Annotated in this window: 23 protein-coding genes; 15 read left to right on the top strand and 8 right to left on the bottom strand. The window is 46.2% G+C overall.

Translation table 11 applies throughout. The features are described 5' to 3' along the window. Positions 1-56 precede the first annotated feature (56 nt). The 8 genes from lpxB to ACTS60_RS12775 all read left to right on the top strand — a co-directional run bounded on the left by lpxB (position 57) and on the right by ACTS60_RS12775 (position 9,783). Positions 57-1,196, top strand: a complete 1,140-nt coding sequence (gene lpxB / locus ACTS60_RS12810; RefSeq protein WP_440888557.1) for a lipid-A-disaccharide synthase — start codon at positions 57-59, stop codon at positions 1,194-1,196. A 9-nt stretch (positions 1,197-1,205) separates the two neighbouring features. Continuing rightward, a complete protein-coding gene (rnhB, locus tag ACTS60_RS12805) occupies positions 1,206-1,844 on the top strand; it encodes a ribonuclease HII (protein WP_440888556.1) in 639 nt (212 codons plus the stop codon). Between the two features lie 92 nt (positions 1,845-1,936). Continuing rightward, on the top strand, positions 1,937-5,416 hold the full coding sequence (gene dnaE / locus ACTS60_RS12800) for a DNA polymerase III subunit alpha (RefSeq protein ID WP_440888555.1): 3,480 nt from the start codon (positions 1,937-1,939) through the stop codon (positions 5,414-5,416). Positions 5,417-5,463: 47 nt separating this feature from the next. Continuing rightward, positions 5,464-6,423 (top strand): acetyl-CoA carboxylase carboxyl transferase subunit alpha, encoded by a 960-nt coding sequence (gene accA, locus ACTS60_RS12795; RefSeq protein WP_045369569.1) that lies wholly within the window; start codon positions 5,464-5,466, stop codon positions 6,421-6,423. 103 nt (positions 6,424-6,526) lie between these two features. Continuing rightward, on the top strand, positions 6,527-7,843 hold the full coding sequence (gene tilS / locus ACTS60_RS12790) for a tRNA lysidine(34) synthetase TilS (protein WP_440888554.1): 1,317 nt from the start codon (positions 6,527-6,529) through the stop codon (positions 7,841-7,843). Between the two features lie 127 nt (positions 7,844-7,970). Beyond that, complete coding sequence (locus tag ACTS60_RS12785) at positions 7,971-8,285, top strand: c-type cytochrome (protein WP_010449720.1); 315 nt, start codon at positions 7,971-7,973, stop codon at positions 8,283-8,285. 228 nt (positions 8,286-8,513) lie between these two features. Beyond that, complete coding sequence (glnB, locus tag ACTS60_RS12780) at positions 8,514-8,852, top strand: nitrogen regulatory protein P-II (protein WP_005380372.1); 339 nt, start codon at positions 8,514-8,516, stop codon at positions 8,850-8,852. Between the two features lie 85 nt (positions 8,853-8,937). Then, positions 8,938-9,783 carry an endonuclease/exonuclease/phosphatase family protein gene (locus ACTS60_RS12775; RefSeq protein ID WP_440888553.1) on the top strand — a complete coding sequence of 282 codons (846 nt, stop codon included), beginning with the start codon at positions 8,938-8,940 and terminating at the stop codon, positions 9,781-9,783. Between the two features lie 7 nt (positions 9,784-9,790). On the opposite strand, the gene ACTS60_RS12770 is transcribed toward ACTS60_RS12775, so the two are convergent. The 3 genes from ACTS60_RS12770 to gloB form a co-directional block, all read right to left on the bottom strand. Then, positions 9,791-10,477 carry a YIP1 family protein gene (locus ACTS60_RS12770; protein WP_440888552.1) on the bottom strand — a complete coding sequence of 229 codons (687 nt, stop codon included), beginning with the start codon at positions 10,475-10,477 and terminating at the stop codon, positions 9,791-9,793. Continuing rightward, positions 10,474-12,045 carry a LysM peptidoglycan-binding domain-containing protein gene (locus tag ACTS60_RS12765; RefSeq protein WP_440888551.1) on the bottom strand — a complete coding sequence of 524 codons (1,572 nt, stop codon included), beginning with the start codon at positions 12,043-12,045 and terminating at the stop codon, positions 10,474-10,476. The genes ACTS60_RS12770 and ACTS60_RS12765 overlap by 4 nt, the downstream gene beginning before the upstream one ends. A 237-nt stretch (positions 12,046-12,282) precedes the next feature. Then, positions 12,283-13,041 (bottom strand): hydroxyacylglutathione hydrolase, encoded by a 759-nt coding sequence (gene gloB, locus ACTS60_RS12760; protein WP_440888550.1) that lies wholly within the window; start codon positions 13,039-13,041, stop codon positions 12,283-12,285. A 39-nt stretch (positions 13,042-13,080) separates the two neighbouring features. On the opposite strand from gloB, the gene ACTS60_RS12755 reads away from it, so the two are divergent. After that, on the top strand, positions 13,081-13,836 hold the full coding sequence (locus ACTS60_RS12755; RefSeq protein ID WP_440888549.1) for a class I SAM-dependent methyltransferase: 756 nt from the start codon (positions 13,081-13,083) through the stop codon (positions 13,834-13,836). Here ACTS60_RS12755 and rnhA read toward each other — a convergent pair. Next, the gene (gene rnhA / locus ACTS60_RS12750; RefSeq protein ID WP_005436823.1) at positions 13,833-14,297 is read right to left on the bottom strand and encodes a ribonuclease HI; all 465 of its coding nucleotides are present in this window, start codon (positions 14,295-14,297) and stop codon (positions 13,833-13,835) included. The two genes, ACTS60_RS12755 and rnhA, sit on opposite strands and share 4 nt — an antisense overlap. 59 nt (positions 14,298-14,356) lie before the next feature. On the opposite strand from rnhA, the gene dnaQ reads away from it, so the two are divergent. The 3 genes from dnaQ to ACTS60_RS12735 all read left to right on the top strand — a co-directional run bounded on the left by dnaQ (position 14,357) and on the right by ACTS60_RS12735 (position 17,246). Next, complete coding sequence (dnaQ, locus tag ACTS60_RS12745) at positions 14,357-15,076, top strand: DNA polymerase III subunit epsilon (protein WP_440888548.1); 720 nt, start codon at positions 14,357-14,359, stop codon at positions 15,074-15,076. Between the two features lie 11 nt (positions 15,077-15,087). Next, positions 15,088-16,335: a TIGR03503 family protein gene (locus tag ACTS60_RS12740; protein WP_440888547.1), complete on the top strand. Its 1,248-nt coding sequence runs from the start codon at positions 15,088-15,090 to the stop codon at positions 16,333-16,335. A gap of 647 nt (positions 16,336-16,982) precedes the next feature. Beyond that, positions 16,983-17,246, top strand: a complete 264-nt coding sequence (locus ACTS60_RS12735; RefSeq protein WP_440888546.1) for a DNA polymerase III subunit epsilon — start codon at positions 16,983-16,985, stop codon at positions 17,244-17,246. A gap of 105 nt (positions 17,247-17,351) precedes the next feature. On the opposite strand, the gene fadE is transcribed toward ACTS60_RS12735, so the two are convergent. Further along, the gene (fadE, locus tag ACTS60_RS12730) at positions 17,352-19,796 is read right to left on the bottom strand and encodes an acyl-CoA dehydrogenase FadE (RefSeq protein WP_440888545.1); all 2,445 of its coding nucleotides are present in this window, start codon (positions 19,794-19,796) and stop codon (positions 17,352-17,354) included. 358 nt (positions 19,797-20,154) lie between these two features. Here fadE and lpcA point away from each other — a divergent pair, with 358 nt between their 5' ends. After that, the gene (gene lpcA / locus ACTS60_RS12725) at positions 20,155-20,730 is read left to right on the top strand and encodes a D-sedoheptulose 7-phosphate isomerase (protein ID WP_005436835.1); all 576 of its coding nucleotides are present in this window, start codon (positions 20,155-20,157) and stop codon (positions 20,728-20,730) included. Positions 20,731-20,791: 61 nt separating this feature from the next. Continuing rightward, entirely contained in the window at positions 20,792-21,637 is an 846-nt protein-coding gene (locus tag ACTS60_RS12720; RefSeq protein ID WP_440888544.1) for a class II glutamine amidotransferase, read from the top strand. 400 nt (positions 21,638-22,037) lie between these two features. Here ACTS60_RS12720 and purN read toward each other — a convergent pair whose 3' ends face one another. Both purN and purM read right to left on the bottom strand, forming a co-directional pair. Continuing rightward, on the bottom strand, positions 22,038-22,676 hold the full coding sequence (purN, locus tag ACTS60_RS12715) for a phosphoribosylglycinamide formyltransferase (RefSeq protein WP_440888543.1): 639 nt from the start codon (positions 22,674-22,676) through the stop codon (positions 22,038-22,040). A 143-nt stretch (positions 22,677-22,819) separates the two neighbouring features. After that, complete coding sequence (purM, locus tag ACTS60_RS12710; protein ID WP_440888542.1) at positions 22,820-23,860, bottom strand: phosphoribosylformylglycinamidine cyclo-ligase; 1,041 nt, start codon at positions 23,858-23,860, stop codon at positions 22,820-22,822. Between the two features lie 179 nt (positions 23,861-24,039). On the opposite strand from purM, the gene upp reads away from it, so the two are divergent. Further along, entirely contained in the window at positions 24,040-24,666 is a 627-nt protein-coding gene (gene upp, locus ACTS60_RS12705) for a uracil phosphoribosyltransferase (protein ID WP_005445324.1), read from the top strand. Positions 24,667-24,820: 154 nt separating this feature from the next. On the opposite strand, the gene ACTS60_RS12700 is transcribed toward upp, so the two are convergent. Beyond that, positions 24,821-26,074, bottom strand: a complete 1,254-nt coding sequence (locus ACTS60_RS12700; protein WP_440888541.1) for a uracil-xanthine permease family protein — start codon at positions 26,072-26,074, stop codon at positions 24,821-24,823. Positions 26,075-26,217: the final 143 nt, after the last annotated feature.

Raw genomic sequence — 26,217 nt, 5'->3', positions numbered from 1 at the left:
GTGGCTACATAGTGTAAAACGTTATCCATAGCGCACAGGAAAATAGCGAAGTAGATATGGAAAGACCATTACGTATTGGCATTATTGCCGGAGAACTGTCTGGCGACACGCTAGGTGAAGGCTTTATCAAAGCGGTAAAACAACAATACCCAGACGCAGAGTTTGTTGGTATTGGTGGCCCTAAAATGATTGCGCAAGGCTGCGAGTCTCTGTTCGAAATGGAAGAGCTGGCCGTAATGGGTTTAGTAGAAGTGTTAGGTCGCTTACCAAGGCTGTTGAAAGTTAAAGCTGAGCTGGTTAAATACTTCACTGAAAATCCGCCGGATGTTTTCGTTGGCATCGATGCGCCAGACTTCAACTTGCGTGTTGAACTAGACCTGAAAAATGCTGGTATCAAAACCGTACATTACGTAAGCCCGTCGGTTTGGGCATGGCGTCAAAAGCGCATCTTCAAAATTGAAGCAGCGACTAACCTAGTGTTGGCATTTCTACCGTTTGAAAAAGCGTTCTACGACAAATTTAATGTGCCGTGTGAATTCATTGGTCACACATTGGCAGATGCTATTCCGCTGCAATCAGACAAAGCGCCTGCACGTGAGCTACTGGGTTTAGAGCAAGATAAGCAATGGTTAGCGGTACTTCCGGGTAGCCGTGGCAGCGAGCTGAAAATGCTCTCTCAGCCATTTATCGAAACGTGTAAGAAGTTGCATCAGAAATTCCCAGATCTTGGCTTTGTTGTTGCGTTAGTAAACCAGAAGCGCCGTGAGCAATTCGAGCAAGTGTGGAAAGAGCACGCACCGGAGTTGGACTTCAAGCTGGTGGATGATACGGCGCGTAACGTGATTACCGCGTCTGATGCCGTGATGTTGGCATCTGGCACCGTAGCGTTGGAATGTATGTTACTCAAACGTCCAATGGTGGTCGGTTACCGTGTAAACGCTGTAACGGCTTTCCTTGCTAAGCGTCTGCTGAAAACCAAATACGTTTCGCTGCCAAACATTCTGGCCGATACCGAGCTGGTCAAAGAATACCTGCAAGATGATTGCACGCCAGACAACTTATTCAACGAAGTGTCTCGCTTACTAGAGAGCGACAACCGAGAAATGTTGGATAAGTTTACTGAAATGCATCATTGGATTCGCAAAGATGCAGATCAACAAGCCGCAAACGCGGTTCTAAAACTGATTGAAAAATAGAGATTTACCATGGCTGTAAAACCAAAAACGACCAAAGCAAAAGTTGAACTACCACCGTTTGAATATCCGCATGGCTATCAGTTGATTGCGGGTGTTGATGAGGTGGGGCGTGGTCCTTTGGTGGGTGATGTCGTTACCGCTGCGGTTATCTTAGATCCAAATAACCCAATTGAAGGCCTAAACGACTCGAAAAAACTGAGCGAGAAAAAGCGCATTGCGCTGCTGCCAGAAATCAAAGAGAAAGCTTTAGCATGGGCGGTAGGTCGCTGTTCTCCTGAAGAAATTGATGAGCTCAATATCCTGCAAGCGACCATGGTTGCCATGCAACGTGCGATTGCGGGTTTGAAAGTGCAGCCAGACCTTGCGCTTATCGATGGCAATCGTTGCCCTGAACTGCCAATGGATTCCCAAGCAGTGGTGAAAGGCGATTTGCGTGTGGCTGAAATCAGTGCGGCTTCGATTATTGCGAAAGTGGTTCGCGACCAAGAAATGGAAGAGTTGGATAAACAACACCCACAGTTTGGCTTTGCTAAGCATAAAGGTTACCCAACCAAAGCGCACTTTGAAGCAATTGAACAGCATGGTGTCATCAGTGAGCATCGTAAGAGCTTCAAGCCCGTGAAGAAAGCGCTCGGCATCGAAGAATAAAGCAAAGTAATAGAATGGGCGTATCGGTGTTATAAACCACGCCCGCTTTAGGTTAGAATCCCAAACAAGATATAGTTTTACGGTACCTGTTAATGTCAGATCCCAAGTTCATTCACCTTCGAATCCACAGTGATTTCTCGATGGTGGATGGTATCAACAAAGTTCCACCGCTCGTTAAGAAAGTCGCAGAACTCGGTATGCCAGCTATGGCGTTGACCGATTTCACCAACCTGTGTGGTCTGGTGAAATACTACGGTACTGCGCACGGCAGTGGTGTGAAGCCAATCATCGGTGCAGACTTCAAAATGCAATCGGATGAGTTTGGCGAGGAGCTGACGCAATTAACGCTACTAGCAGCAAACAACGAAGGTTATAAAAACCTCACGTTGCTGATCTCAAAAGCTTACCTTCGTGGCCACGTACAACATCAACCTGTTATCGATAAAGCTTGGTTAGCAGAGCTGTCAGAAGGCTTGATAGTGCTTTCTGGTGCGAAAAACGGTGAAATCGGTAAAGCGTTACTAAAAGGCAATCGTAAAGTTGTTGATAGCTGTGTTGAGTTTTACAACCAATACTTCCCAGATCGTTTCTATCTAGAACTGGTTCGTACCGGTCGCCCAGATGAAGAAACCTACCTTCACTTTGCGGTTGAATTGGCGGAAGAGGCCGAGCTGCCAGTCGTTGCTACTAACGAAGTGGTGTTCATCAGCGAAGACTTGTTTGATGCTCATGAAATCCGTGTGGCGATCCACGATGGTTACACCCTAGAAGATCCGCGTCGTCCCAAGAACTACAGTCCAGAACAGTATTTACGTACTGAAGAGGAAATGTGTGAGCTATTTGCCGACATTCCGGAAGCGTTGGAAAACAGTGTCGAAATTGCTAAACGCTGTAACGTAACGGTACGTCTTGGCGAATACTTCCTGCCAGCCTTCCCAACCGAAGGGATGGAAGAAACCGAATTCTTGGTGATGAAATCTCGTGAAGGCTTGGAGGAGCGTCTAGAGTTTTTATTCCCAGACGAAGCAGAGCGTAAAGAGCGTCGACCAGAATACGACGACCGTCTGCAAATCGAACTCGACGTAATCAACCAAATGGGATTCCCAGGTTACTTCTTGATCGTAATGGAGTTCATCCAGTGGTCGAAAGACAACGCGATTCCGGTAGGTCCGGGTCGTGGTTCGGGTGCTGGTTCTTTGGTGGCATACGCATTAAAAATCACCGACCTTGATCCACTAGAATATGACCTTCTTTTCGAACGTTTCTTGAACCCAGAACGTGTCTCCATGCCCGATTTCGACGTCGACTTCTGTATGGATAAGCGTGACCAAGTAATTGATCACGTGGCGGAAATGTACGGTCGTGATGCGGTATCTCAGATCATCACTTTCGGTACCATGGCGGCAAAGGCGGTAATCCGCGATGTTGGCCGTGTACTGGGTCACCCGTTTGGCTTCGTTGACCGTATTTCGAAACTGGTTCCACCTGACCCAGGTATGACGCTAGAGAAAGCGTTTAAAGCTGAACCTGCACTGCCAGAACTTTATGATGCTGATGAAGAAGTTAAAGAGCTGATCGATAAGTGTCGCATCCTCGAAGGTTGTACACGAAATGCCGGTAAGCACGCCGGTGGTGTTGTAATCTCGCCAACCACGATTACAGACTTTGCTCCAATTTATGCCGATGCGGAAGGTCACTTCCCAGTTACTCAGTTCGACAAGAACGACGTCGAAACCGCCGGTCTGGTTAAATTCGACTTCTTGGGTCTAAGAACCCTAACCATCATCGACTGGGCGCTGGGATTGATTAACCCGCGTTTAGAACGTGAAGGTAAAGAACCGGTCCAGATTGAGTCGATCCCGCTGGTGGATCCTGCCTCTTTCCGACTGTTGCAAAACTCAGAAACTACCGCGGTATTCCAGCTGGAATCGCGTGGTATGAAAGAGCTGATCAAACGTCTACAGCCGGACTGTTTCGAAGACATCATCGCATTGGTAGCCCTTTTCCGTCCGGGGCCGCTACAGTCGGGCATGGTAGATAACTTTATCGACCGTAAACATGGTCGAGAAGCGATCTCTTACCCAGATGAAAAATGGCAACACGAATCACTTAAAGAGATCCTCGATCCAACTTACGGCATCATCCTGTATCAAGAACAGGTAATGCAGATCGCACAGGTACTGTCTGGCTACACCCTTGGTGGTGCGGACATGCTTCGTCGTGCGATGGGTAAGAAAAAGCCGGAAGAGATGGCTAAGCAGCGTGCTACCTTTGAAGAAGGAGCGATTGCTAACGGCGTCGATGGCGAGCTGGCGATGAAGATCTTCGACTTGGTAGAAAAGTTCGCAGGTTACGGCTTTAACAAATCGCACTCTGCTGCTTATGCGTTGGTTTCTTATCAAACACTATGGCTAAAGACGCACTACCCAGCAGAATTCATGGCCGCGGTAATGACCGCCGATATGGATAACACCGAAAAAGTCGTTGGCCTTGTGGACGAATGTTTCCGCATGAAACTGACCGTCTTACCACCAGACATTAACTCGGGTTTGTACCGTTTTAACGTGGACGAAAACGGTGCGATTGTTTACGGCATTGGGGCAATTAAAGGTGTTGGTGAAGGTCCAATTGATGCGATCTTAGAAGCACGAAACAAAGGCGGTCACTTCATTGACCTATTTGACTTCTGTGCGCGAATCGACCTGAAAAAGGTCAACAAGCGTGTTATCGAAAAACTGATTTACGCGGGCGCACTCGACAGGCTTGGTCCACACCGTGCGGCATTGATGGCATCGCTCAATGATGCGGTAAAAGCAGCCAGTCAACATCACCAAGCTGAAGCATTTGGCCAAGGGGATATGTTTGGTGTACTTACCGATGCGCCAGAAGAAGTTGAACATAAATATACTCAGGTGCCAGCTTGGCCAGAAAAAGTATGGCTAGAGGGTGAACGCGAAACTCTGGGCTTGTATTTGACCGGTCACCCAGTTAACGCCTACATAAAGGAACTAAATAAGTACGTTAGTTGTCGACTAAAAGACGCGACCCCAACTCGGCGCGATCAATCCGTGACTGTTGCAGGGTTGGTGATTGCAGCTCGTGTAATGACAACCAAGCGTGGAACGCGCATCGGTTTGATGACTTTAGATGATCGAAGTGGTCGAATGGAAGTGATGTTGTTCTCGGATGCGCTTGATAGGTATGCAGAACTTCTCGAAAAAGATAAAATTTTGGTGGTTTCTGGACAGGTCAGCTTTGATGACTTCAACGGTGGCCTTAAAATGTCGGCGCGTGAAGTTATGGATCTGGGTACTGCACGTGAAAAATACGCACGTGGTTTGTCGGTTTCTATTGATGCTAACCAGATCAACGATAAATTCTTTGAACAATTTACGCGTATTTTAGAACCGCACAAAGCCGGAACCGTACCTGTCAATGTATACTACCAGCGTGCCGACGCCAGAGCGCGGTTAACATTGGGCACCGAATGGCGAGTAACGCCAACTGATACATTGCTAGACGATTTAAAACAGTTACTTGGTAAAGGCCAAGTAGAACTCGAATTTAACTAAAAAATTCAGCGCAATACGTAAGACGCTGAGTCAAAAAGGATTCATAGATGAGCCTAAACTTTCTTGAATTTGAAAAGCCAATTGCAGAACTAGAAGCAAAAATTGAAGCGCTACGCGACGTATCTCGTCACGGCGGTGATTCTGCGGTTGACCTTGATAAAGAAATCGAACAGCTTGAGAAAAAGAGCCTAGAACTTAAGAAGAAAACCTTCAGCAATCTAGGTGCATGGGAAACAGCTCAACTGGCTCGTCACCCTTTACGTCCGTACACACTAGATTACATCAAGCACGCATTTGATGAATTTGACGAACTAGCGGGTGACCGCGCGTTTGCTGACGACAAAGCGATCGTTGGTGGTATCGCACGTCTTGAAGGTCGCCCAGTGATGATCATTGGTCACCAGAAAGGTCGTGAGACCAAAGAAAAAGTAAAACGTAACTTTGGTATGCCTAAACCAGAAGGTTACCGTAAAGCGCTACGTTTGATGGAAATGGCAGAGCGTTTCAACATGCCTATCATCACTTTCATCGACACGGCAGGTGCATACCCAGGTGTTGGCGCGGAAGAGCGTGGCCAATCTGAAGCTATCGCGACTAACCTTAAAGTGATGTCTGGTCTTAAAGTGCCAGTCATCTGTAACGTTGTTGGTGAAGGCGGTTCAGGCGGTGCACTTGCAATCGGTGTAGGTGACTACGTGAACATGCTTCAGTACTCAACGTACTCAGTAATCTCTCCAGAAGGTTGTGCTTCAATCCTATGGCGTGATTCAGACAAAGCACCACAAGCAGCAGACGCGATGGGTCTAACCGCTCCACGTCTGAAAGAGCTTGAGCTTATCGATGAAATCATCGAAGAGCCACTAGGAGGTGCGCACCGCGACCACGCTCAAATGGCTGCAAACATGAAAGCGAACCTGCTTCGTCAGCTAGAAGACCTTGAGCAACTAGACCAGGAAACGCTACTAGAGCGTCGTTACCAGCGTCTAATGAACTACGGTTACTGTTAATTACAGCTGTCGCCAAGCGCTAGCTGATCTCTCTTGAGATAACAGATAAAATAGAAAGGGTTGGGCATGTGTCCAACCCTTTTTTGTTTCTATCGGATCGCTTATGGAATCACTTTACCTGCATTTTTCTCAAATGCTTGAACGCTATCATCAACCAAACACCAAGATCGTCTTAGCGTTCAGTGGTGGGGTGGACTCTCGCCTGTTATTAGAGTTACTGAGTCGTTACCAGCGTCAACGCCCCCTTGTTTGCTGTGCGGTTTATGTCCATCATGGACTGAGCTCTAATGCTGATGACTGGGCGGAAAAGTGCATGCAGTGGGCAAAACAAGCCGGTATCTTCTGTTCGGTAGAGCATGTGAACTTGGATCTAAACAGTGGTGAAAGTATTGAGCTTTTAGCTCGAGAAGCGCGCTATCAAGCCTTGTCTAAGCACATCCAAAAGGGCGATTTATTACTGACAGGGCAACATGCCGACGATCAAGTGGAAACCTTCTTGCTAGCGCTTAAACGCGGTAGCGGCCCGAAAGGTTTATCTTCAATGGCAGAGAGCATGCCTTTTGCTGGTGGCACGCTGGTTCGCCCTCTATTGGTAATCAAGCGCGAGCAAATCGAAGCTGCAGCGAAGAAACAAGGCCTAGATTGGGTGGAAGACGAAAGCAACCAAGACACACGTTACGATCGCAATTTCCTCCGCCACCGTATTGTTCCAGAGCTCTATGAGCGTTGGCCGAGTATTCACCAGTCAGTACAACGCAGTGCTAGCTTGTGCGCTCAGCAAGAAGCCTTGTTGGATGAGCTGCTTGGCGCGGTGTTTGAGCGTGCTCTACAAAGCGACCTGAGCTTGAGTATTAACGAGCTAGCCACGCACAGTGAACTCGCTCGTGCACGATTGGTGCGCATGTGGCTCGCTAAGCTGAATGCCAACATGCCAACGCAAGTACAGCTTAATTTGATTTGGAATGAAGTCGCGTCGGCACAGCAAGATGCTAACCCAAAGCTGCAGCTTAAGCAGGGTGAAGTTCGCCGTTTTCAGAATCGCCTTTATTGGGTAACAGAAACAGCAGACGTGACGAAGTGGCAAAGTGACATTCAAACCGATACGGTGTTGGTGCTGCCTGAGCAACTGGGCGAGTTGACACTGAGTACTAGCTCGGACAAAGCGACCATTGCTATGCCGCCTCATCCGGAGCTATTACGGGTGATGTTTAATCCAGAAGGACTCTCTGCGCACCCAACCACACGACACCACAGCCGTAAGCTAAAAAAGCTCTTCCAAGAGTACAATGTGCCAAGTTGGCGACGTCGTCGAATCCCAATTTTGATGTATCAAGATAAAGTTGTTGCGGTTGCTGACCTATTTGTTGATCAAGCTTTTAGCGGTCAAGACTGTGAGCTGATATGGCGCAAGTCGTTGTAATTCATGTCACAATGCCAATGAAAACTTAAAAACACCCCTCTAGAGCTTGTTTCTGCCTTTTGCTGATGTACTGCAATCGGAAGGTAAGCGTACACTGGTGGTAAATAACAAATGATTAGGTGAAGCAATGAAGAAAATGATGGTAGGTGCAGTGGTTGCCTTGGGTATGCTAAGTGGACAAGTACTGGCTGCAGGTGACGTAGCGGCTGGACAAGCTAAAGCTGCAGTGTGTGCTGCATGTCATGGTGCGGATGGTATCGCTGTTATTCCTGGTTACCCAAACCTAAAAGGTCAAAATGAGCAGTACATCGCTACGTCCATAAAGGCTTACAAACAAGGCCAGCGTACGGGTGGTTTAGCACCAGTTATGCAGGCACAAGCAAACTTGCTTTCTGATGAAGATATCGCAAACTTAGCGGCGTTTTATGCAAGTTTGAAGTAAATGCGGTTTTAAATAGACTCAGCGAAATATTCAAATCAAGTCAGAGCCAACACTCTGGCTTTTTCTTTTAGGGTGTGCGGGCTTGCTGACTTCGCGATTTTGTTACATTCTTCATCAAATAAAATCCATCAGTATCAGGATTTTCAGTTGCTTGGTAACAACAAGGATTGAATGTTGTGAGGCGCTAACCGATAATATGCGCAAACGATTGAAGCTTAAGGGATGAACATGAAAAAGATTGAAGCGATTATCAAGCCATTCAAATTGGATGATGTTCGAGAAGCATTGGCTGAAGTAGGCATTACAGGGATGACCGTCTCTGAAGTGAAAGGCTTTGGTCGCCAGAAAGGTCACACAGAATTGTACCGTGGTGCAGAGTACATGGTGGATTTCCTTCCTAAAGTGAAGTTAGAAATCGTTGTGACGGAAGATGTCGCAGACAAGTGTGTAGAAACTATCATCGAAACAGCACAAACTGGTAAGATCGGTGACGGTAAGATCTTTGTCACTGATATCGAGCGCGTCGTACGTATCCGTACTGGTGAAGAAGACGAAGACGCAATCTAAGTTCATAGTACGATTTCTTTTCGAAATATGATTAAACTAAAAGGGAGCCTTGGGCTCCTTTTTTGTTGTCAGCTCAGGTGTTGTCATGCTTAAACGTTTTATTGCCGTTCTTATTTTTCTTGCTTTATCAGTATTACTCGCTTTTCAGTGGGTGTTCACCGTTTCGGAACAACCACAGCTTATCTCTCAATCGGGAGAAAACGTAACTCAAACGGTAAAATGTGTCGATTTTGATACTCCTCAAGCGATTGATAATGAGGGAGTATTAAACGTTTTAGTTTGGAATATCTATAAGCAGAATAAGCCTAGTTGGGAAGTTGCACTGAATCATCTATCGCAGCAGAGCCAATTGCTGTTATTACAAGAAGCCAGTTTAACGAGTGAGCTGAAGCGTTGGCTTATTGATGGTCAGTGGATCAGTAACCAAGTGTCAGCGTTTAAGGCTCTTGGCAGCGACGCAGGTGTTATCAGTATTGCCCACAAAGCACCAATCCGAGCTTGTGCTTATACATCTAAAGAACCATGGCTACGCTTGCCTAAATCTGCACTTTATAGTGAATACCAGTTAAGTAATGGTCAGCACCTGGCAGTGATAAACATTCATGCTATCAACTTTACTGTGGGCACAGATGAATATTTATCTCAGTTAGCGACGTTAGAAAAGGTATTGAAAGCGCATCAAGGCCCAATCATTTTTGCTGGAGATTTTAATAGCTGGAGTGCAGAGAGGGTTTCGGCAATGAAAGTCGCATTGGCAGATATCGACCTCAAAGAGGTTCGCTTTTCCCCGGATCAACGTACCCAGTTTATTACAGGCTTACCGCTTGATCATGTGTTTTATCGAGGCTTAAAGCTAAAATACTCAAAAGCGCCGCTGAGCGACGCTTCTGATCATAATCCATTGTTGGTATCGTTTTCACTTCTTAACTGAAGGCTATCTACGTCACGACAATGTATAGCGCCCAAATTACGTAAAACGCAACCCACGGCAGGCTCGCAATAACAAGAGCCTGACCGCGTTCAAATTCCGTCCAAGTTAAAACCGCACCGTAGCCAAGTACAATGTACCAAGGCAGCAGTAACGGTAGTGAACTAGCAAAGTGAGACCATTCGTTGGTTAACGGTAGTTTCAACAAGCCATTAAGACTGTTTAAGTCAGCGGCATATGTCATTACCTGACCATGCTTGAGCAGCAGGCTTGCGTAACTTGCGATATCCCCTAGTACTGCTGGAAACAGTATTGCACTTGATGCGGCAAACCACTTCCAGTAGCCGTATTGCTGCTTGCTTGCTTTGGTAGCAAGGAAAAACCACAGTGCTAACAAAAGTAGTGTTGCAAAACGATTGAATACATCATTAATGATAGCGCTTGCCATCAGCGTGTTCGGCTCAAGCAGTTCTACTTGTTTAGGGTCAATTTGTTGGAACTGAACAGAAAGCTGCTCACTTAACCAAGTAAAGTCGACGTTCGAAAAGTAAGCTCCCCAGAATAAAAATGGGCTAATCATCAAAATGATGAAAGGCTGCCAGCCCCAGCCTCCACGTTGGTAGAGAGCAAGGAAACAAGCTGTTGGTGCTCGAAAAATATCCAACAACATTACGAGAGGGTTACTGGAGGAGTTCATACGCTCACCTTAGTTACATCAACATACAGCTTGAGCTTCTGTCCTGGCTTCAAGTATTTTTGTTTTTGAAGAGAGTTCCATTTCACAATGTCATTACTCTTTACTTTAAATTTGCTAGCAATGCCGCTAATGGTATCGCCAGAACGCACTTGATAGAACACGGTACGAATCACAGCACCTTGATCACCACTTTTCCATATCACCAGCTTCTGTCCAACACGTAAGGTATCTCTTGGCCCCATACCATTCCATTTTGCTAGAGATTGGTGCGATACCTTATTTGCCCGTGCGATAGACCATAAGCTTTCTCCTGATTGCACTACATGAGTCAGCTTATATTTACCACGAGCTGTGGCTTGTGTTTTAGACAAGCGATTTTGGGCTGAAAGAACGTAACTATTTTCGTCCTTAGTTGATGTTGGGATCATCAAGTGTTGACCAACTCGAATGTTATTACTGCTCATACCATTCGCGCGACGAATTACCTTGGTTGTTGTGCCATATTTTTCAGCGAGGACGCTCAGGGAGTCACCTGACTTCACTTTATAGCGGACAACCTTCATCCCTTTCCCACGGTTCTGATTGACATCTTTTAAAAACGCCGTTTTCTTCTCGATAGGGATAAGAAGTTGGTGCGGGCCCTCGGGAGCGGTAGACCATTGATTATAGGCAGGGTTGTAGCTTTGCAATTCTTTTACGCTGATATCTGCGTACTTAGCTGCGATGGCCAAATCAAGCTGCTCTTTTGGATCAACTAGCGCTAAAACAGGCTTGTTGGCGATAGGTGGAATCTCGATGCCGTACTTATCTTGGTTCGCAATAATATCTGCAAGAGCGAGCAGTTTTGGTACGTAACTGCTGGTTTCTTTCGGCAGGTCTAGAGAGAAAAAGTCCGTTGGCTTGCCCAGTTTTTTATTTTTTCGAATTGCGCTGTTTACACGCCCGCCGCCACTATTGTAAGCCGCAATAGCGTGATTCCAGTTGCCGTCGAAACGCTGGTTTAGCTTAACAAGGTAGTCCAATGCAGCATCGGTAGATGCGTCTACGTCACGGCGGCCGTCATACCAAAAGTTTTGCTCTAGGCCCATCATTTTTCCTGTGCCAGGAACAAATTGCCAAAGGCCAGCAGCACTGCCGTGTGAATAGGCAAATGCATCAAATGAGCTCTCGACTACAGGTAAAAGAGCAAGCTCCAACGGTAAATCACGGGCTTCGATTTTTTCTGTAATGAGATACAAAAACGGCTCAGCTCGTTGAGATACGGTACGTAGATGGCCTGGGTGTTTCAGGTACCAAGTTCGGTAGTAGTCGACTTTTTTGCTTTGAGGAATGTCCATCTTGAGCTGCATGCCGATACGGCGCCATACATCTTGTTGCTCTTGAGGAGTGATAACTTTTGGGGCAGCTTTTTCCGCAGGTTCAACCTTTTGTTGAGTATTGGCAACCTGCTGGGAGTCTGTTGCTTGTGTTTTGTTGGTTTCAGGTGTCGATGTGGTAGTCGAGTCTGACTGAGTTAGTTGACAGCCAGATAGTAATACCGCCAACACCCAACTGTACTTCAAACGCATGGATTCAGCCTATTTAGGGCCTGTTTATCTTCTCCTGCCTGTCGCGCAGCTTTTGTGCGTGGCAGTCACAAGATAATAGACAATTTATTACTTACAAATGGATGAGAAGGTCTCACCTATGCATTGGAGTGAATTGCAATGATATGCGCTCCCTCCAAAACAATAGAAGCGCACAAGGCGCTTCTCAAACAGCAGATGATAATACTTGCGTTTTTGGAGGTTACAAGCAGAAAAAGGTTAAAACTCGTTCTTCCACTCACGCAAAGCTGTAAAAACCGAGACTGGATCGCTATTTTCAATGCGGTTTGCGACTGATTTAATCACTTCCGGGTTGTTTGTACGCAAGAATGGGTTGATCCATTTTTCTCTACGCAGGGTTGTAGGAAGCGTCGGTATATTAAGTGCGCGTAGGCGGTTTACATCATCGCGGTACTGACGCAGCTGCTCGTTGTCTGGTTCGACGGCGAGTGCAAATGCCACGTTACTTGCCGTGTATTCATGAGCACAAAAGACTTCAGTTTCTTCCGGAAGAGCCGCAATTTTACTTAAAGACTCAAACATTTGCTCTGGTGTGCCTTCAAAAATACGTCCACATCCTGCTGAAAACAGCACATCACCACAGAATAACTTGCTGTCGCCTACATAACCAATGTGACCTAAAGTGTGGCCAGGTAAGCCAAGCACCATGAAGATTTCACCGAAAAGCTCAAGTTTGTCGCCTTCTTCCATAGCATTGGTCAAGGTTGGAATCGGCTCTGCTTTTGGCCCTACAACAGAAACGTGAGGAAAAGCACGAACTAAATCAGGAACGCCACCAATGTGATCGTTGTGGTGGTGTGTAATTAAGATCGCTTCTAAAGTTAACTCGTTAGCCTGTAAATATTCTAATACTGGCTTGGCATCGCCCGGATCAACCACAGCACAACGCTTGTCGCTATTTTGTATCAGCCAGATGTAATTATCATTAAATGCGGGTATGCTTTTGATCTCTAACACGATTCGTTCTCCGTCACCCTTTTTATAGTCAGGTGGTTAATGAAACCAGCACTCAGCAACAAAACTATACAGCACCCTTCGACTTGGTCAGATATGAACAATGGCCCGTGGGTACTTGAGTCAATCCAAACCCGACTTGATGAATGGTGTCCGAAGTTATTCGGCTACCACATGTTGAAATTGGGTGGCTTGAGCTGTGAGCTAACCAGCTGTAGTTGTAACATTCAACACCAAGTCAACGTAGATATCCAGAACCCGTTGCATAATGTCATCGCAGATGGTTACGAATTACCCTTTTTAGAGAAAAGCTTTGATGTTGTCGTGCTTGCTCATCAGCTTGACTATGCAAGTGATCCCCATAGGCTGCTGCGCGAAGTTGATCGCGTCATGATGGATGATGGTTATCTGATTATTACGGGCTTTAACCCGATCAGTTTTACTGGTTTAGCGAGTTTGTTGCCTTGGCGCAGGAACAATTTGCCTTGGAGCGGTCGCATGTTCACCTCCAACCGTATCAAAGACTGGTTAGGGGTATTGAACTATCAAGTGATTCATTGTGATCGTTACGCGTTGTTCCCAATGACACGCTACAAAACCATGTGGACTTGGTTAGAAAACAGTTTGGGCGATTGGGCATCACCAGCTGGAAGTTTGTACTACATTGTCGCTCGTAAGCGAACTTACCCTCTCAAACCAATCAAGCCTCATTGGCGTTTGAAGAGAAAGTTAACACCACTGGGTGTGATGAACAGAGAGGGTAGTGCAGTGAAAAAGGTATCCAGTAGCAAAAACTAAGACGCTTGGTAACCGGTATCTTCTTCGGTTGGGTTTTCGGCTGCTGTGCGTGCTAGCTCATCACAGATTTCGTTCTCACGATGACCAGCATGACCTTTCACCCAATGCCAATCCACTTGATGGCGAGCGGTTTCTTTATCTAGCGCCTGCCATAAATCGGCATTCTTCACTGGCTTTTTATCTGCCGTTTTCCAGCCACGTTTCTTCCAGTTATGAATCCACTGCGTAATGCCTTGGCGCACATACTGGCTGTCCGTTGTTAACGTTACTTGGCATGGCTCTTTTAGCGTTTGAAGTGCAACCACAGCTGCCAGCATTTCCATGCGGTTATTAGTTGTCAGTGTGTAGCCTTTCGCTAGGGTCTTTTCCGTTTGCTTGTAGCGCAGGACAATGCCGTAACCACCTGGCCCTGGATTGCCTAGACAAGAACCGTCAGTGAAAATCTCAACGTGTTTGGTCATATTTTTTGGTACTATTAGCCGAAACATTTAATAAAGCATAGTCTGACACACATAACCTTATGAATACCAGCAGCAATTCTGAACATAATCGTATTGTCGTACTCGATACTGAAACCACGGGTATGAACCTCGAGGGCGGCCCACACTACATGGGTCACCGCATTATCGAGATCGGTGCCGTAGAAATCATCAACCGTAAGCTGACTGGTCGTCACTTCCATGTTTACTTAAAACCGGATCGTGAAATTCAGCCTGATGCGATTGAGGTTCACGGTATCACCGATGAGTTCCTAGTCGACAAGCCTGACTATGCGAATGTCCACCAAGAGTTTTTAGATTTCATCAAAGGTGCCGAGCTGGTTGCCCACAACGCGCCCTTCGATACCGGCTTTATGGATTACGAGTTTGAAATGCTCGATCCAACCATCGGTAAAACGGATGATTTCTGTAAGGTGACCGATACCCTTGCCATGGCGAAGAAAATCTTCCCGGGCAAGCGAAATAACCTTGACGTATTGTGTGAACGTTACGGCATTGATAACTCACACCGTACTCTCCACGGGGCATTGCTCGATGCGGAGATTCTAGCCGACGTTTACCTACTGATGACTGGTGGACAAACAAGTCTAGAATTCAACGCTAACAAGAGTGATGGCGGCGCAGAAGGCATTCGTCGCGTTGAAGGAAGAAAAGCGCTAAAGGTTTTACGTGCAACTGCCGATGAAGTAGAAGCGCACCAGAAAAGACTAGAACTGGTGAACGATAGTATTTGGCAGTAATAGGAGAGACTATGTTGAGGGCTTTGTCAGTCGCTATTTTAGCGTTCTGGAGTTGTTTCGCTTTTGCAAATGAGTCCGTCATGTCTTTGTTAGATAACCGCTTTCGTGTCGATCCCAGCATCGAGCAGATTACCTTTTTGGTTTATCGTGAACAAAGCTCTCAACCAGTTGTGTTAGTTCGCCCTGACGGTAAAAAATACTATTCATGGGGTGAGTATGACAATGTCCGTTGGTATCAAGAACCCTCTCTAGACATCATTTCCATTGATAAACCGATGTCCGGCCCTTGGCAGGCTGTCGGTAAAGTTACGCCTAAAAACAATATTCGCTTAATCTCACACCTAAAGCTCACAACAGACACTTTTCCAAATCGTTTATATCAAAGTGAGGCGCTTAAGTTTACGGCTCGCCTTACTTCCGATGATAAGTTATTGGCTTTGCGCGATTTTTTAGACCGCGTCAATTTGCGTGTGACACTGACCAAATATGTGGAAAATGAAGATGAGTTGATTAAAGAAGCTCGTCCTGTTCCGATTGTTATTGGTGAGTTTACCGATGATGGACGCAACCTTGATGAAAAAGCTGCAGACGGTGTATTTACCGTGCAGTTGCCTATTGATGTAGCACCTGGGAAATATCGAGCGCGTATTACCTCGGGCAATGGCGTGTTTTTGCGTGCTCAAGAACAAATCGTTCTTGTATATCCAACGCCAGTCTCCAAAACCTTTATCCAATCCCGAGATGTGAATAAGCCTCATCAGTTGGTCGTACGAGGCGAGCAGGGGATGGTTCTGCCGGGGTCACTCGCGGTAAGTGTTGAGCAAATTGCACCTGATGGCTTTACTACTTTTAGTCAGGGTGTGGTTAGTGCGGATGGCTTGACCACGACTTTAACGATGGATAACGACCCTGAGATAGGAAAGTACTCATGGAAAGGTGGGATCTTCGCGACGGATTTTGCTACTGAGAGAGCGTTAGTATTTCCTATTAACGAGCAGTCGTTTAGCGTGGTAGAAGAAGTTGATATAGAAGCCGCACGTTTGGCGAAAGAGGCTGAGCTAGAGCAACAACGTAAGATTAAGCTCGAAAAGCAATTGATTGCCCAGCGGGAAGCCGATCGTAAGCGCAGCATGATAATTATTGCCGTAGGCAACGTGATTGCCATAATTTTGGGGTTAATTGTTTGGTTTGTATGGCGTAAACTGAAAGCAAAACGTGATGCAATGCCAGAGATGCAACTGGAAGTGCCCAAGAAGTAGGGTGAAAGAAATATTAGGAAACGGAGCTGATGGGCTCCGTTTTTTGTTTAAATACTTTGCTCGTTCCAGCGAGACTAAGAATCTGCTATCAGCGTGTTGAGAGGCTTGTGCCTTCATCCTCTACGGAGCATTTGGATAGTAGATTCTGAATCACGTTCGTTCCTCACTGTTCAGAATGACGGTGTTCTGGTAGCTCTGCGCGTGTAGTAATCTGATAACTCAAAATAAATCGTCATTCTAGCGAGCTCCGGCGAGACCAAGAATCTGCTATTAGCGTGCTGAGAGGCTTGTGCCTTCATCCTCTGCGGAGCATTTGGATAGTAGATTCTGAATCACGTTCGTTCCTCACTGTTCAGAATGACGGTGGTCTGGTAGCTCTGCGTGTGTAGTAGTCTGATAACTCAAAATAAATCGTCATTCTAGCGAGCTCCGGCGAGACTAAGAATCTATTGTCAGCGTGCTAGGGCGTTTGTTTCTTCATCCTTTAGAGAGTGCTTGGTAAGCAGGTTCTAGTCTGTGTTCTCAATCGCTTCGCTGTTCCTTTCAGTATCTATGCTAAACTCACGCCATCAGCTATATGAATGACTTCTCATTTGTTTACCTGAGGGCAGCAATCGGGCTGTCATATTCTTATTAAAGGCATAAAAATGAGCAAATTAAGTTCAGCTGAACGTAAAGCACGTGACAATGAACGTTTCTCGCAACGCGTGAGTGAACGTCGTGAAAAAGGTGAAGATGTCGTCGCGTACGCATTGGCGAATAAAAAAGCGGTTAAGTTCTTAACGAAGTCAGAAAAGAAAGCACTGAACGAACGTAAAGCGACGCTTCAAGAAGAGCTTAAGCTAAAAGAGCAGGAAGAACTGCGCAGAATTGAACAGTCGTTTATTGTTGAAGAAGATAACGAACAATAAACGCTTCTTTTGCTTACACGGTGTTACGTGTAGCGGAGATTCAATAAAAAACGGGAGCCTCGGCTCCCGTTTGCTTTCTTATTTATCGTTTAAGCCATCATTCGCTCAAGCGACGTTTTCCATCTGAGGGTACAGTGGCTTTGCGGCCAATAGCTCCGGTTCAAAGTCATCCACGTTAATAGTATCTAGACGATGCTGCTCAGCCTCTCTTAACAGCTCCGCTTCTTCTTGCGTGATCACGCCTTGCTCTAGACCTTCCTGAGCAATCATATCTAAATTCATAAATGGACGGCGTTTACCTTGTGCTTTACATACTTTGTCGAACACAGGCTCAGCTTGAAGAATCACAGACAGCGCAAGCTCAATCTTACCTGCGGCATTGTGCTCCGTTGGTTCTAGGTACTGACCACGACCAATGCGTGAACGTGTTGCACTTGGTGTTTGTAGAATACGAGCGACTTTGCTGTCTAGCTTATCGCTTGGCGCTTTGCGTACACGACCGAATGGCATGATTAACACACGCAGTGCACGACCAATCACTTTGTTCGGGAAGTTCGCTAGGAACTCATCAATCGCGGCTTCAGTCTGCTTCAAGCTGTCTTGCAAGCCCCAATGCACTAATGGTAAATCTTCTACAGGGCGGCCATCCTGTTCGAAGCGTTTCAGTGTTGCAGAACTTAGGTATAGCTGACTTAGAATGTCACCGAGGCGCGCTGACAGGCGCTCTTTACGTTTCAACGAACCACCCAATACCGCCATTGAGATATCCGATAGCAGAGCAAGGTTTGCGCTGTAACGGTTCAATTGTTGGTAGTAGCGCTTGGTTGCGTCTTTGGTTGGTGATGTTGAACCCAGACCATCACTTAGACCAAACCAGATGCTGCGAACGAGATTACTCATGGTGAAGCTCACGTGACCCGCTAGTGCTTTATCGAACTTCTCAACTGCGTCGCCAGCGTCAGAATATGCTGCGTTCATCTCTTCAAGAACGTAAGGGTGGCAACGAATCGCGCCCTGACCGAAGATGATCATCGAACGAGTTAGGATGTTGGCACCTTCTACCGTTACCGCGATTGGTGCACCTTGGTAACCACGCGCTAGGAAGTTAGAAGGACCCATACAGATACCTTTACCGCCTACGATGTCCATCGCGTCGATGATGCTTTGTTGACCACGGTGCGTACAGTGGTACTTCACGATAGCCGAGATAACCGAAGGTTTTTCACCTAGGTCGATACCTGCCACGGTCAAGTTGCTCGCGGCATCCATTACGTAGGCGTTACCACCTAGACGTGCTAATGGCTCTTCCACGCCTTCCATGTGACCGATAGGCTGTTTGAACTGACGACGAATGCGTGAGTAAGCGCCCGTTGCCATAGCCGCTGTCTTGATGCCACCTGTTGAGTTTGAAGGTAGCGTGATACCACGACCAACTGACAGACACTCAACCAGCATACGCCAGCCTTGGCCTGCCATTTTTTCACCACCGATGATGAAATCCATCGGTACGAAGATGTCTTTACCGCGAGTTGGACCATTTTGGAATGGTACGTTAAGCGGGAAGTGACGGTTACCAATCTCAACGCCTTTAAGGTCAGTTGGGATTAGAGCACAAGTGATACCAAGATCTTCTTTATCACCAAGTAGTCCTTCTGGGTCACGCAGCTTGAATGCAAGACCAAGTACGGTTGCGACTGGCGCTAAGGTGATGTAACGCTTGTTCCAAGTTAGGCGCATGCCCAATACTTCTTCGCCTTCCCACTCGCCTTTACATACCACACCGAAATCTGGGATAGAACCAGCATCCGAACCAGCTTCTGGGCTAGTCAGTGCGAAACATGGGATTTCTTTACCTTCTGCTAGGCGAGGTAGGTAGTAATCTTTTTGTTCTTCAGTACCGTAGTGTTGCAGTAGCTCACCTGGGCCTAATGAGTTAGGTACACCAACGGTTGACGACAGCACGCCAGAAACGCCTGTCAGTTTTTGCAGTACCAAAGATTGCGCGTATGCAGAGAACTCTAGGCCACCGTATTTCTTCTTGATGATCATGGCGAAGAACTTATTGTCTTTCAGGTATTGCCACACTTCCGGCGGTAAATCTGCAAGTTCGTGAGTGACTTGGTAATCACTTACCATGGCACACACTTCATTTACTGGACCATCTAGGAATGCTTGCTCTTCTTTGCTCAGCTTAGGTGCTTTGATGGCGTGTAGTTTTTGCCATTCAGGCTTGCCTTTGAATAGCTCGGCTTCCCACCATACTGTACCTGCATCCAATGCTTCTTTCTCGGTTTGAGACATAGCAGGTAGGACTTTCTTAAACATGACGAGCGCTTTACGGCTGATCAGCGATTGGCGAATTCCTGATACGGCGAATACCGCAGCAGCAAGTACGTAAAGTGCCCAGCCGATTACACCAACTGAGCCTGCGATCGTCAGTGCTAGCATGGCAGCGGTTAGCAGGCCGACGGATTTCACGAGAGATATTCTGTGGTAGAGCGCAATGCCTAACACAATTGTCATCGTGACGATTGAGAGCAAGATATCCATATGTTTTTCCTTTTCAGACTTTATTAATGTTGTACGTCTGTATTTTGGTAAGAGGTCTAACCAGTTCTCATAAGTGTAATCAAAATATTAATAAAATGTAAAACCCAGAATTGAGTAAAAAGTGATCTATGTAGAGTTAAAATTCTAAAGTTGGGAGTTGGGTGATGATTTCGTAAGCAAGTTAACAAGTTTATTACTGTGATGAATCCAAATCTGTTGGTTCGCTATCGACACTAATTCTCGTTTGTGGGTAAACTCAGAGTAATGAACTGTCCGGTGTGAATTTCACATCGGAACAATTTGCCTGGCGAGAGGTTCAACCTCATGGCTGTGGCCGAGATAATAAAGAGAACGTCTTATGTACCAAGATCTGATTAGAAGTGAATTAAACGAAGCTGCTGAAGTTCTGAATAAATTTTTAAGTGATGACCACAACATCGCACAAATCGAAGCGGCAGCGAAAATGATTGCTGACTCATTCAAGCAAGATGGTAAAGTGTTGTCGTGCGGTAACGGTGGTTCTCACTGTGACTCTATGCACTTTGCAGAAGAGCTAACAGGTCGTTACCGTGAAAACCGCCCAGGTTACGCTGGTATCGCTATTTCAGATCCAAGCCACCTTTCTTGTGTAAGTAACGATTTTGGCTATGATTTCGTATTCTCTCGTTACGTAGAAGCCGTTGGTCGCAAGGGTGACGTTCTGTTTGGTTTGTCGACTTCTGGCAACTCAGGCAACATCCTAAAAGCGATTGAAGCGGCACAAGCGAAAGGCATGAAGACGATTGCGCTAACGGGTAAAGATGGCGGTAAGATGGCAGGTCTTGCTGATATCGAGATCCGCGTGCCTCACTTTGGCTATGCAGACCGCATTCAAGAAGTGCACATTAAGATCATTCATATCATCATTCAGTTGATTGAAAAAGAGATGGAATAAGATTTACGACTAAACCGAATGCTGGCTTAGTTGTGTTTTAAGGTAAGGAGTTCGTTAAACCATGTGTGAATTGCTCGGCATGAGCGCAAATGTTCCAACAGATATTTGTTTCAGTTTTACAGGATTGATGCAGCGCGGTGGTCGAACGGGCCCGCATCGTGATGGTTGGGGAATTACTTTCTATGAAGGAAAGGGGTTTCGTAACTTCAAAGATCCAAACCCAAGTTGTGACTCTAAGATTGCTGAATTAGTGCAAAACTACCCGATTAAAAGTCGTGCGGTAGTCAGCCATATTCGCCAAGCAAACCGAGGCGGAGTGAACTTAGAAAACACGCACCCGTTTACTCGCGAGTTGTGGGGGCGTTACTGGACCTTTGCACACAATGGTCAGTTGACTGACTACCAAGATTTGCACACCGGTCGTCATCGTCCTGTGGGAGAAACTGATAGCGAGATGGCTTTCTGTTGGTTGCTCAAGCAGATGGAAGATAAGTTTCCTGAGCCACCTCACGACATGGAATCGGTCTTTACTTACGTAGCTCAGTGCTGCGACCGGTTGAAAGAGAAGGGCGTGTTTAACATGCTACTCAGTGATGGTGAGTTTGTGATGACTTACTGCACTAACCATTTGTACTGGATCACTCGTCGTGCACCATTTGGTAAAGCAGCACTGTTGGATGAAGATGTAGAAATCAATTTCCAAGAAGAGACGACGCCAAATGATGTGGTTTCTGTGATTGCGACTCAGCCGCTAACTGGTAATGAGACATGGCAACGAATGAAGCCAGGTGAGTTTGGTTTGTTTCATGTCGGTGAATTGGTGTTGAATAACGCCAAGGCATTAGAAGATGTGCCATTTGCTGCACCGAAGCCGGGCAACCAAGCACCGACCGAGCCGTTGGAGTGATGGTTCCGGACACTTAATAACTAAATAAAGCTCGCTTAATCGCGGGCTTTATTTTTATGCCTTTTAAATCGAGGACGGATACGGAGAAACATTCTTACTTCCTAGTGTACTGGTAGTAGATTCCTAGTCTCGCTAAGGCTTGCTGGAATGACGTAAATAATTGAAGTTAAGTTTCTTTTTTCGTTACCTACCGTGTCATTCTGAACGGCGAAGAACGAGCCCGATTCAGAATCTACTAGCCGAGTATGGTATTGCTCAAGTGGTTGTAGGGACTTGTTAGGTGGTTGGTTTTAGGTTTCTAGTCTGACTGTGGCTTTCTTGAATTAAGTTTATAAGATTTAAAATAACAAAAGGCAGCCTGTTGGCTGCCTTTTTTGTGTTTGTCGTTTGGAATTGAAAATTACTCGTCGGCGTAGCCGTGTTCACCAAGCTCAAAGCCATCTAGATACGCTTTGCCATCTCTCATCGTTAGCCTTTCATCCGCTAACCACTTAGTCACCATTGGATAGATTTTGTGTTCCTGAGTCTGAACGCGCGCGGCCAAGACATCGGCATCATCGTCTTCAAACACAGGGACTTTGGCTTGTAGTACCACAGGGCCGCCATCGAGTTCTTCTGTCACAAAGTGAACGCTGGTGCCGTGTTCTTTGTCGCCAGCATCAATAGCGCGCTGGTGGGTATGTAAACCTGGGTACTTAGGCAGAAGAGAAGGGTGGATGTTGATCATTTTACCTAGGTAATGGGAAACAAACTCACTACTCAGAATGCGCATGTAACCAGCAAGAACAATCACGTCCGGTTGGTAGTCATCGATTTGCTTCATCAGTTCAGCATCAAAGTCTTCACGTGATTCGAATGCTTTTGGATCGACAAAATGACCATTCACATCAAACTGTTTTGCACGCTCTAAACCATAAGCGTCAGCTTTGTTGGAGAACACCGCTGTGACTTGTGCATTTGGCATACTGTCTTCGCAAGCTTCCAAGATGGCTTGAAGGTTACTGCCGTTACCCGAAATGAGGACCACTATGTTTTTCATGATGTAGAGACTGCCTTGCTATTGTAGGTTTGAAGTGCGTATTCGCTAAATTACCTACTATTAGAATGGTTTTCGATGTTCCAGATAGCAGAATGAGGACATCACGTCCTCATTCTTTTTATTTTTTGAGCTTGATTCGCAAGTTATTGGATTTCAACTTGCTCTTCATTGGCTTCTGCTTGAGCGATTTCACCAATCACCCATGCGTTTTCGCCTTCTTCTTTAAGAAGTGCAACTGCTGCGTCTGCTTGGTCTTTAGGTAGTGCTACGATTAGACCTACACCACAGTTGAAGGTACGGTACATTTCGTGCGTTTCAACGTTGCCTTTCTCTTGTAGCCATTTGAAGATGATTGGCCATTCCCAGCTGTTACCGTCGATCACGGCTTTAGTGCCTTCAGGCAGTACGCGTGGGATGTTTTCCCAGAAACCACCACCTGTAATGTGAGAAATAGCGTGAATATCGTGTTTCTCAATCATCTTAAGTGCTGATTTGATGTAAATCTTCGTTGGTTCTAGTAGGTGCTCACCGATAGTGCGACCTGCTAGCTCTTCGTTCTTATCTGCGCCAGAAACTTCTAGGATCTTACGGATAAGAGAGTAACCGTTTGAGTGTGGGCCGCTTGAGCCAACAGCAATTAGTGCATCGCCTGCTGCTACCTTAGTGCCGTCAATCACGTCTTCTTTTTCTACTACGCCAACACAGAAGCCAGCAACATCGTAGTCTTCGCCTTCGTACATACCTGGCATTTCAGCGGTTTCGCCACCGATAAGCGCACAACCTGCTTGAACACAGCCATCAGCGATACCAGAAACTACGTCCGCCGCTGTGTCTATGTCTAGTTTGCCTGTTGCGTAGTAGTCTAGGAAGAATAGAGGCTCAGCACCTTGAACGATTAGATCGTTTACACACATTGCCACTAGGTCAACGCCGATAGTGTCGTGCTTGTTCATATCCAGTGCTAGGCGAAGTTTTGTACCTACACCGTCAGTACCAGAAACCAGTACAGGTTGTTTGTATTTAGTCGGTAATTCACACAGTGCGCCAAAACCACCGATACCACCCATCACTTCAGGGCGACGAGTACGCTTAACCGCACCTTTAATACGATCTACAAGCGCGTTGCCTGCATCAATATCTACACCAGCGTCTTTATAGCTAAGAGAAGAGTTGTTACCACTCACAGGGAAGTCCTCGGTTTTTAAGTTGGATATGAAAACGGCGCTATTCTACCAGTGGTTAAATGTAGATAGCAAACGTTTGCGTCGGTTTTTTTCTTTAGTGAACTATCCTGATATCCCTGCAAAAATCATGTATAATCTGAAGGTTTGTTTAAATATTGCCAAAAAAGCCGGAGATGGAAATGAAAGTTGTTGAAGTTAAACACCCTCTAGTAAAACACAAAATTGGTCTAATGAGAGAAGGTGACATCAGCACGAAACGTTTTCGTGAGTTAGCGACAGAAGTCGGTAGCCTACTTACGTACGAAGCGACTGCAGACTTTGAAACAGAGAAAGTAACCATTGAAGGTTGGAATGGTCCTGTAGAAGTTGATCAAATCAAGGGTAAAAAAGTAACAGTAGTGCCAATCCTGCGTGCGGGTCTAGGCATGATGGATGGTGTTCTTGAGCACATGCCAAGCGCGCGTATCAGTGTTGTTGGTATCTACCGTGATGAAGAGACACTTGAGCCAGTACCATACTTCAATAAGCTTGCTTCTAACATCGATGAGCGTATTGCTCTAGTTGTTGACCCAATGCTTGCAACAGGTGGTTCTATGATCGCGACTATCGATCTTCTAAAAGAGAAAGGTTGTCAGGCGATCAAAGTCCTTGTTCTTGTTGCAGCACCAGAAGGTATCGAAGCTCTAGAAAAAGCGCACCCAGACGTTGAGCTATACACTGCAGCAATCGATGAGAAGCTAAACGACAAAGGCTACATCGTTCCTGGTCTAGGTGATGCAGGTGACAAGATCTTCGGTACTAAATAGTTAGAGCTTAATGCTTCATTATTACTGAATTGAAAAAAATTAAGGCTTGGTGAGAACCAAGCCTTTTTTGTATCTACTTATTTCGAAACTAGTGACGAGATGTGAGAAGCGAGAGTAAGTCGTGCGACTTATATCGGTAGAGCCACACAGAGGACTACTTTGCGCTTTCTTCTTCCATCTGTGCATTATCAACAACGTGGTTTTCACCAAGGTCGTGTGGCAGCACTAGATTAAGAATGATTGCTACGATACCACACAGGCTCACACCTTGTAGGCTGAACTCGCCAATACCGAAAGCCATGCCACCGATACCAAATACCAGTGTTACTGCAACGATCACAAGGTTACGAGATTTGTGTAAGTCTACGTTGTTCTTGATTAGTGTGTTTAGACCCACTGTTGCGATAGAACCGAACAATAGAATCATGATACCGCCCATCACTGGAACAGGGATGGTTTGCAAAATTGCACCTAGCTTACCAACGAGTGCAAGTACGATAGCAGTGACCGCCGCCCATGTCATGATTACTGGGTTGAATGCTTTCGTTAGCATAACCGCACCCGTAACTTCACTGTAAGTGGTGTTTGGTGGCGCGCCAACCATAGATGCGGCAATCGTTGCCACCCCGTCACCCGCGATAGTGCGGTGCAGGCCTGGCTTCTTAAGATAGTTTTTACCAGTTACGTTTGAAATCGCTAGCATATCACCTACGTGCTCAACCGCTGGAGCGATAGCCACTGGGATCATGAATAAGATAGCGTTGATGTTGAACTCTGGTGCTGTGAAGTTTGGCATTGCTAGCCAAGCCGCTTGAGCGACTGGAGTGAAATCTACCACACCGTAGAACAGCGATACGGTATAGCCTGCCAAGATGCCGCCCACGATAGGAACTAGCTTTAGGAAACCTTTTGCGAACACGCTAAGTGCAATGGTGGTAAGCAGTGAAACTGCCGAGATAATAACGGCGGCATCACCATTGATCAGCTGAATTGCACCATCGCCTGTTTTGCCTACTGCCATATTAACTGCGGTAGGAGCAAGGCCAAGGCCAATCACCATGATTACAGGGCCAACAACCACTGGTGGCAGAATCTTATGGATAAAGCCAACGCCGCGGACTTTGATCATTGCACCAAGACCGACGTAAACCAGACCCGCTGCCATAAGACCGCCCATGGTTGCTCCGATACCCCAAGTTTGGATACCAAACATGATAGGAGCAATAAACGCGAAAGAAGAGGCAAGGAAGATTGGAACAGAACGTTTAGTAATCAGTTGGAAAAGAAGAGTACCGACACCAGCACCAAACAGAGCGACGTTTGGATCTAGGCCAGTAAGAAGTGGCACAAGCACGAGAGCACCGAAAGCGACAAAGAGCATTTGAGCGCCTTGTAACGCATTTTTCATAATAATTCCCTATTCAAAGATACGTAGACAAATCCGGCGAATCTTATCATCTGGCAATCGATTGCAATGTTGTCTAGATCAAACTTTTGTATGGATTTATAAGAGCGACGAATACTTTATATCGGTTTTAAGTAATAACTTGG

The sequence above is a fragment of the Vibrio sp. WZ-1 genome, from assembly GCF_052037695.1.
Classification (GTDB): Bacteria; Pseudomonadota; Gammaproteobacteria; order Enterobacterales; family Vibrionaceae; genus Vibrio.
This window is presented reverse-complemented; position numbering and strand designations above follow the sequence as displayed.

Coding starts and splice junctions, on each gene's coding strand:
- lpxB (WP_440888557.1), top strand. CDS start 57: ATGGAAAGACCATTACGTATTGGCATTATTGCCGGAGAACTGTCTGGC.
- rnhB (WP_440888556.1), top strand. CDS start 1,206: ATGGCTGTAAAACCAAAAACGACCAAAGCAAAAGTTGAACTACCACCG.
- dnaE (WP_440888555.1), top strand. CDS start 1,937: ATGTCAGATCCCAAGTTCATTCACCTTCGAATCCACAGTGATTTCTCG.
- accA (WP_045369569.1), top strand. CDS start 5,464: ATGAGCCTAAACTTTCTTGAATTTGAAAAGCCAATTGCAGAACTAGAA.
- tilS (WP_440888554.1), top strand. CDS start 6,527: ATGGAATCACTTTACCTGCATTTTTCTCAAATGCTTGAACGCTATCAT.
- ACTS60_RS12785 (WP_010449720.1), top strand. CDS start 7,971: ATGAAGAAAATGATGGTAGGTGCAGTGGTTGCCTTGGGTATGCTAAGT.
- glnB (WP_005380372.1), top strand. CDS start 8,514: ATGAAAAAGATTGAAGCGATTATCAAGCCATTCAAATTGGATGATGTT.
- ACTS60_RS12775 (WP_440888553.1), top strand. CDS start 8,938: ATGCTTAAACGTTTTATTGCCGTTCTTATTTTTCTTGCTTTATCAGTA.
- ACTS60_RS12770 (WP_440888552.1), bottom strand. CDS start 10,477: ATGAACTCCTCCAGTAACCCTCTCGTAATGTTGTTGGATATTTTTCGA.
- ACTS60_RS12765 (WP_440888551.1), bottom strand. CDS start 12,045: ATGCGTTTGAAGTACAGTTGGGTGTTGGCGGTATTACTATCTGGCTGT.
- ACTS60_RS12755 (WP_440888549.1), top strand. CDS start 13,081: ATGAAACCAGCACTCAGCAACAAAACTATACAGCACCCTTCGACTTGG.
- rnhA (WP_005436823.1), bottom strand. CDS start 14,297: ATGACCAAACACGTTGAGATTTTCACTGACGGTTCTTGTCTAGGCAAT.
- dnaQ (WP_440888548.1), top strand. CDS start 14,357: ATGAATACCAGCAGCAATTCTGAACATAATCGTATTGTCGTACTCGAT.
- ACTS60_RS12740 (WP_440888547.1), top strand. CDS start 15,088: ATGTTGAGGGCTTTGTCAGTCGCTATTTTAGCGTTCTGGAGTTGTTTC.
- ACTS60_RS12735 (WP_440888546.1), top strand. CDS start 16,983: ATGAGCAAATTAAGTTCAGCTGAACGTAAAGCACGTGACAATGAACGT.
- fadE (WP_440888545.1), bottom strand. CDS start 19,796: ATGGATATCTTGCTCTCAATCGTCACGATGACAATTGTGTTAGGCATT.
- lpcA (WP_005436835.1), top strand. CDS start 20,155: ATGTACCAAGATCTGATTAGAAGTGAATTAAACGAAGCTGCTGAAGTT.
- ACTS60_RS12720 (WP_440888544.1), top strand. CDS start 20,792: ATGTGTGAATTGCTCGGCATGAGCGCAAATGTTCCAACAGATATTTGT.
- purN (WP_440888543.1), bottom strand. CDS start 22,676: ATGAAAAACATAGTGGTCCTCATTTCGGGTAACGGCAGTAACCTTCAA.
- upp (WP_005445324.1), top strand. CDS start 24,040: ATGAAAGTTGTTGAAGTTAAACACCCTCTAGTAAAACACAAAATTGGT.
- ACTS60_RS12700 (WP_440888541.1), bottom strand. CDS start 26,074: ATGAAAAATGCGTTACAAGGCGCTCAAATGCTCTTTGTCGCTTTCGGT.